7 protein-coding genes are annotated in these 6,261 nt (G+C 65.4%); 1 reads left to right on the top strand and 6 read right to left on the bottom strand.

Going from position 1 to position 6,261, the window contains the following annotated elements; all coding sequences use genetic code 11:
* Nucleotides 1-165: 165 nt before the first annotated feature.
* The 6 genes from SO140_RS34460 to SO140_RS34435 all read right to left on the bottom strand — a co-directional run bounded on the left by SO140_RS34460 (nt 166) and on the right by SO140_RS34435 (nt 5,671).
* Nucleotides 166-1,476, bottom strand: coding sequence for an NAD(P)H-dependent oxidoreductase (locus SO140_RS34460; RefSeq protein WP_449382180.1), 1,311 nt, complete (start codon nt 1,474-1,476; stop codon nt 166-168).
* Nucleotides 1,477-1,623: 147 nt separating this feature from the next.
* Nucleotides 1,624-2,424 (bottom strand): phytanoyl-CoA dioxygenase family protein, encoded by an 801-nt coding sequence (locus SO140_RS34455; protein WP_474801111.1) that lies wholly within the window; start codon nt 2,422-2,424, stop codon nt 1,624-1,626.
* A 132-nt stretch (nt 2,425-2,556) separates the two neighbouring features.
* A complete protein-coding gene (locus SO140_RS34450) occupies nt 2,557-3,234 on the bottom strand; it encodes a GntR family transcriptional regulator (protein ID WP_449382178.1) in 678 nt (225 codons plus the stop codon).
* A 223-nt stretch (nt 3,235-3,457) separates the two neighbouring features.
* A complete protein-coding gene (locus SO140_RS34445) occupies nt 3,458-3,640 on the bottom strand; it encodes a hypothetical protein (protein ID WP_449382177.1) in 183 nt (60 codons plus the stop codon).
* Nucleotides 3,600-4,709 carry a glutamate carboxypeptidase gene (locus tag SO140_RS34440; protein WP_449382176.1) on the bottom strand — a complete coding sequence of 370 codons (1,110 nt, stop codon included), beginning with the start codon at nt 4,707-4,709 and terminating at the stop codon, nt 3,600-3,602. Before SO140_RS34440 ends, SO140_RS34445 begins: the two co-directional genes overlap by 41 nt.
* Before the next feature lie 92 nt (nt 4,710-4,801).
* Complete coding sequence (locus SO140_RS34435; RefSeq protein ID WP_449382175.1) at nt 4,802-5,671, bottom strand: sigma-70 family RNA polymerase sigma factor; 870 nt, start codon at nt 5,669-5,671, stop codon at nt 4,802-4,804.
* Nucleotides 5,672-5,792: 121 nt separating this feature from the next.
* Between SO140_RS34435 and SO140_RS34430 the strand changes: the two genes are divergently transcribed.
* A complete protein-coding gene (locus SO140_RS34430) occupies nt 5,793-6,248 on the top strand; it encodes a carboxymuconolactone decarboxylase family protein (protein WP_449382202.1) in 456 nt (151 codons plus the stop codon).
* Nucleotides 6,249-6,261 lie beyond the last annotated feature (13 nt).

The following is a 6,261-nucleotide window of genomic DNA, read 5'->3' as shown; positions in this document are numbered from 1 at the left end:
GGAATACTGGATCGCCCGCTTTCGCGGGCGATGACGAGAAAAAGTGGCGCGCCGTCGAACGCGGCATTGCACACGGCGCCTCTTCGATCAAAAAAGCAAAAGCCCCGGATACATCCTCCGGGGCTTTTGTCGTTTCCAGCGCCGCTCGCGGCAGCCCGGTTTGCCTCATCGCTGATCTGCGAACGCTATCTCCATGGCCTTGCGGATCTTCACAGTCTCGTTGCCAGCATCGAATTCGACGTCGCTCCAGCACACCACTGCGCCATGCGCGATGTCATTTCTCAGCTTGACCCTGTGAGCGAGGCCGATCGGCAGCGCGCCGATCTTCAGGCTACTTGCTGCCGGCATCAGCTTGCCCCACACCGTGTAGCCGCCTTCGCCATCCAGCATCTCGCCGGCGCGAAGATTGCGCTTGGCGACGGCGGCGACGTCGCCGCGGAAGCTTATCGCCTGCCCCGTGGGCTCGCCCCGCAGCGCCGCCGACAGGATCGAGATGTTCAGCTCCAACCCGATCAGATGATAGGGCTTGTACATCGCGGCATAACGCCCGCTCGCATCGGTCTTCAGCCCGTACTGCCTGAAGCAATCGGCGGCGTAGTCGTTCGGCGCCTCCAGCACGACATAGACGCCCCAGCGCAGGTCGCGAAATACCGGCCGGCCGTCACGCTCGAGCGATGACACGACTTCGACCACGCCGGATCTCTCCAACACACCACCTCTGTCGCGCGGCCGCATGATGTGCGGCAGATCGTCGACGCCGCACGGGGGAAACAGCAAACCATCCGTGGGCACATCGAGCGTGCAGGCATTGGCGATCGCCGCCATCTCGATCGCCGACTTGGTGCCGTCGAGGAAGGAATTGAACATCTGCGGATTCATCCCGGCCGATTGCGCTTCGCCGGCGGTGAGGCCGTAATGCTGCCAGACGCCATCCGGCGTCACGTCGTGATAGGCCGGCAGATATTTGGTGCCCTTGCCGGCCGCGACCACACGAAAGCCGGTGGCACGCGCCCAGTCGACCATCTCGGCTGTCAAGGCCGGCTGGTCGCCATAGGCGAGCGAGTAGACGACTCCCGCTTTTCGCGCTTCCTGCGCCAGCAGTGGGCCTGCCAGCACGTCGGCTTCGACATTGACCATCACGATGTGCTTGCCGGCCGCAATCGCCGCGCGCGCGTGGCGAATGCCGACGGCGGGATTGCCGGTCGCCTCGACCACGACGTCGATCGGGCCATTGATGGCGCGCGCACCGTCATCGGTGAAGCTGGTGGCCGCGATGCGTTCGGCATCCCAGCCCACGGTCCGGCACGCCTCGCGCGCACGGTCGCGGTCGAGATCGACGATGACAGGCACCTCCAGCCCCGGCACATGCGGGACCTGCGACAGGAACATCGAGCCGAACTTGCCTGCGCCGATCAGCGCGACGCGCACCGGCTTGCCGGCAGCGGCGCGGGCCTGGAGGAGTGAAAAGAGGTTCATGCTGACATCCGATAAAGTATCATGTCCCGGACGCGGTGGAGCGTGCAACGCTCCGCCGCAGAGCCGGGACCCATTCCGCGGCGTGGGCCCCGGCTCAGCAGCGCATCACTGACGTGCTGCGCAGCGTCCGGGGCGCGAGAGAGTGTCTTACTCCGCCGCCTGCCGCGGCGCCCGTGCCAGCCGCAGCAGCGCGTCGTCGTCGACCGTCTTGATCGGCGCAAAATCGCGGTGCGCGATGTATTCCGGCCGCGTCGGGTTTCGAATGTAGTTCGAGACCGCGTTGAGCGTCAGGTACACGATCTTGCGCGGGTAGGGCGTGATGTTGCCGCTCGATCCGTGCACGAGATTGCCGTGGAACATCAGCATGCCGCCACCTTTGCCGGTCGGCGCGACGATGCCGCCCTGCTTGACCAGCCGCGTCACTGTCTCCTCGTCCAGCGTCCACAGCGGATAGGAGGTGGTCGCAAGATCGTGCGAGGCCTCCAAGTCGCCGGCGTTCTGGCTGCGCGGCACCAGCATCAGCGGACCGTTGATGGGCATCACCTCGTCGAGGAAGATCGCGATGTTCATCGCGCGCGGCTCGGGCATGCCGTCGTCGCGCTTCCAGGTGCCATAGTCCTGGTGCCACTGCCAGACGTCGCCGGTGAAGGCCGATTTCGCGTTGATCTTGAACTGGTGCATGTAGACGGGCTCGCCGAACACCTGCTCGACCGGCTCGATCATGCGTGGATGCGCGCCGAGCACGCCGAAGGCTTCGTTGTAGAGATGAGCGGCAAAGGCCGTGCGTGGCGCACCGCTTTTCTCGCGCCAGACCTCGGGCCGGTCAGCGTCGTAGATGCCGACTGCCTCGCGTGCGAGGAAATCGACCTCCTCTTGGGCAAACAACTCCGGGAGGAACAGCCAGCCCTCGCGGTGGAAGAAGTCCAGTTGCTGCTGGGTCAGTTTCATGGATCGCATCCTCCTGTTTTGTTATTTTTTCCGTCGTCATGGCCGGGCTTGACCCGGCCATCCACGGGCTCGTTTCACGCCAAGAAAGAACGTGGATGCCCGGGACAAGCCCGGGCAGGACGGCGATTGTGGCTACGCCGCCGCTTCTTCCGTCGCCTTCAGTCTCTCCTCGGTCATGCGTCCGGCCGTCTGGGCATGCGCAAGCGCGGCGCGTTCGGCCGCTTTGGCTTCGCCAGCGAGTACGTGTCCGGCAATCGTCGCGTGCTCCGCCCAGGCGCTGTCGCGATAGTCGAGCTCGGACAGCACGGTCGCCATCGAGCGGCGCATATGGGGCCATTGCGGCGCGATCGTCTCCTCGATCACGGGGTTGCCGGCGAGGTGATAGATCGCGCAATGAAACGCGACGTCGAGCGCGATCAGCTCGTTCAACGGCGTCTTGCGAGTGATGGCGCGGCCGGCCCGCAGCGCGGCCGCAAGCCGCTCGCGTCCCGCGCCATCGCGCACGATCCGTTCGGCGGCGAGCCGCGCCGCCAGCGCATCGATGGCGCTGCGCACCTCGTAGAGCTGGCGAATGCGTGCGGGATCGAGCTGCGTGACTTCGAATCCGCGCCGGCCGCTCTCGGCGACGAGACCTTGCCGATGCAACAGATGCAGCGCATGCGACACCGGCTGGCGCGACACGCCGAGCTTGTCGGCGAGCTCGTTTTGCCGGATGCGCTGACCGGGCTGCAAGGTGCGATCCGTGATCGCCTCCAGGATGCGCGCATAGACCTGGTCGATCAGATTGGGCAGCGGGTCGAGCGGGATCACGCCGGCGGCTCCTTGCGGAATACGGAATTCCGTATGCGAAGCTACTGCGAGACATGGGAAGCGTCAAGCGATGAGGTAAGGGATTGTACGTACTTGATTTTCGTCATGGCCGGGCTCGTCCCGGCCATGACGGGCCACACTCCCGGCTCTTCGTGGATGCCCGGGTCGAGCCCGGGCATGACGAACCGCCGGCGACTGCCCTCGTTTGCGAGCGCCGGCGCTGCTACTTCTTCTTGCCCTGCTCGATCAGCATGCGCGTCATCAGATAGAGTCGCGGCACGATCGAGTTGGTGTCGATGAACTCGTCGCGGGCATGATAGCCGAAGCCGGCAAGGCCAAAGCTTTCGACTACGACCGCCTTGCCGCTACGGTTGGCATAGCCGGCGTCGGTTCCTGCTCCCGTCATCTCGGCGATGTCGAGCTTGCGGCCGAGTTCGGCTCGCCTGTCCCTCCTGTGCGAGCGCGCGGCCGCGCTCGCCGGCGACGAAGGGCGGACGTGCCGGCACGATCGTCACCGTCGTCTCGGTGTCGGGCACGAGCTTGTTCTTGACCTTTTCGTCGAGCGCGGCCTGGAGCTTGGCAACGCCGTCGGAAACGGTGAGGCGGATATCGGCGCCGGCCTCGGCATCCGCCGGAATCTGGTTGCGCACGGTGCCGGCCTTCGACGTCGTCCAGTTGAGTTGCGTGCCCGGGATGGATTTCGCGACGTCCTGCGTCTGCAGCAGCTGGTGCGAAAGCTCGATTAGCGCGTTGCGCCCGAGGGCCGGTGCTGCGCCGGCATGCGAGGCGCGTCCCTTCACCTTCATCGTTGCAGTCGCGGTGCCGCTCGCACCCAGCAGCAGAGCATCGTTCTGCGCCGGCGGCGATGAGGCCGTCGGCTCGCAGGACAGCACGACGTCATGCTGATCGGCGAGCGCTGAGATGAATTCACCGGAGCCGATCGAGCTGGCCTCCTCGTCCGGATTGAGGGAGACCGTCAGCGTGGCGTAGTCGCGCCAGCCTGTGTCTTTCAGGATCTTGAGCGCGTGCAGGATCACGGCGAGGCCGCCCTTGTCGTCGGCAATGCCGGGCCCGAAGATCTTGGTGCCATCGACATGGTACGGCTCGGTCGCGAGGATGCCGCGCTGATAGACCGTGTCCATATGCCCGATCAGCATCAGCTTGCGCGTGCCCGTGCCTGTGAACGTGGCTACAACGATATCGGCGCCGGCGCCCGCGGTCGTCTTCTGCCGCCGCGTCGTGGCGCCCAGCGCTTTCAGGCGCGCTTCCGTGAAGTCTGCCATCCTGGCGAGACCTTCGATATCGCTGCTGCCGCTCTCGATCATCACCATGTCGTGCAGCGTCTCGATCAGCGGAGTCTTCTCCTGCTCAGAAGCGGCCTTCAGCTTCTCGTCGGCGGTCGCACGTGCCGTGGCGTTGGCGCTCACAAGACCGAGCAGGGATAGGGCGAAAACGGGAACGAGGCGGGATTTCATCAAGCTGTCCTTTCGGGTCTCGAGCGCCGGCACCGCCCGATTGCCGATCAGCCTAGCATCGCCGCCGCGCAGATACCAAGACGCTTGGCGTCTTACGGCTCCAGCACCTTCACCTCCAACGCGCCGATCGCGTCCGGATTGGCGATCGCCTCGATCCCGGCGATCCTGTCCCCTTTGAAGGCGACGCGCAGCGCGATCCGCAAACGCCCGCCGAGGATGACGGCAACACCCATTTGGCCATCGACGAGTGCGGGCCGTGCAGCCTGGGCGCGCCCCTTGAATGTCTCGGCTACGGCCGAGGCGCCACGGATCTCCGGCAGCGAGCCGAGGCGCACCGCGGCCTGATCGGCGCGCACGACGACATCGGGATCGAGCACGGCGAGCAGTCCCTCGAAATTGCCCTCACGCGAGGCGGCGAGGAAAGCGTCGACGATTTTCCGCTGTCGTGAAAGATCCGTGTCCGGCACCGGCGCGCCCTGCACGCGGCGGCGGGCGCGGCTGGCAAGCTGCCGCGAGGCCTCGACCGAGCGGCCGACGATCGGTGCGATCTCCTCGAAGGGAACGGCGAACATGTCATGCAGCACGAAGGCGAGCCGCTCTGCCGGTTGCAGCGTCTCCAGCACGACGAGGAGCGCGGCGGCGACTGAATCGGCCATCTCGGACTCGCGCTCACGCGCATCGTCGACCGGCTCCGGCACGTCCTGGCTCATCGGATCCTCGCGGCGCGATTTGCGTGCGCGCAGCATGTCGAGGCAGATGCGCGCGACCACGGTGGTTAGCCAGCCCCGCAAATTCGCGACATCCGAGGTGTCGCTGCGGCTGAGCCGCAGCCAGGTCTCCTGCACGGCGTCATCGACCTCGCCGCGCGAGCCCAGCATCCGGTAAGCGACGCTGCGCAAATGGTCCCGATTGGCCTCGAATTGCCGGGCTAGAAAATCTTCTTCGAAGTTTTCCTGGGGCATCGGTCACATTCCCTGTTCGCGCTCCGTCATGTCCATGACGAAGCAAATCCGCGCCTTGTGACAACAATGACGCCGGATCCGTCAAAATTAACTTCCGGCTTCGAAACGGAGACACGACATGATGCACGCACGTATGAATCATCCGGTGATGGTCCTGCCTGAGGCCATGAAGGCGATGCAGGCGCTGAGCGAGGTGAACAAGCAGGGACTGCCGGAAAAGCTCCTGGAACTCGTGCACCTGCGCGCCAGCCAGATCAACGGTTGCAGCGTCTGTGTCGACATGCATCCCAAGCTCGCCCGCAAGGCCGGGGAGAGCGATGAGCGGCTGTTCGCGGTCTCTGCCTGGCGCGACACGCCCTATTTCACGGAAGCAGAGCGCGCCGCGCTCGCACTCACCGAGGCCGTCACGCGTCTTGCGGATCGGGCGGACCCCGTTCCGGACGCGATCTGGAACGAGGCCGCCAAGCATTTCGACGAGCGCGAGCTTGCGACCCTGATCCTCTCGATCGCGACGATCAATGTCTGGAACCGCCTGAACGCGACGATCAAGATGCCGGTCGGCGTGTGGAAGGTGTGAGCGGATTCATCGC

It is taken from the genome of Bradyrhizobium sp. UFLA05-108, from assembly GCF_059803455.1.
This window is presented reverse-complemented; position numbering and strand designations above follow the sequence as displayed.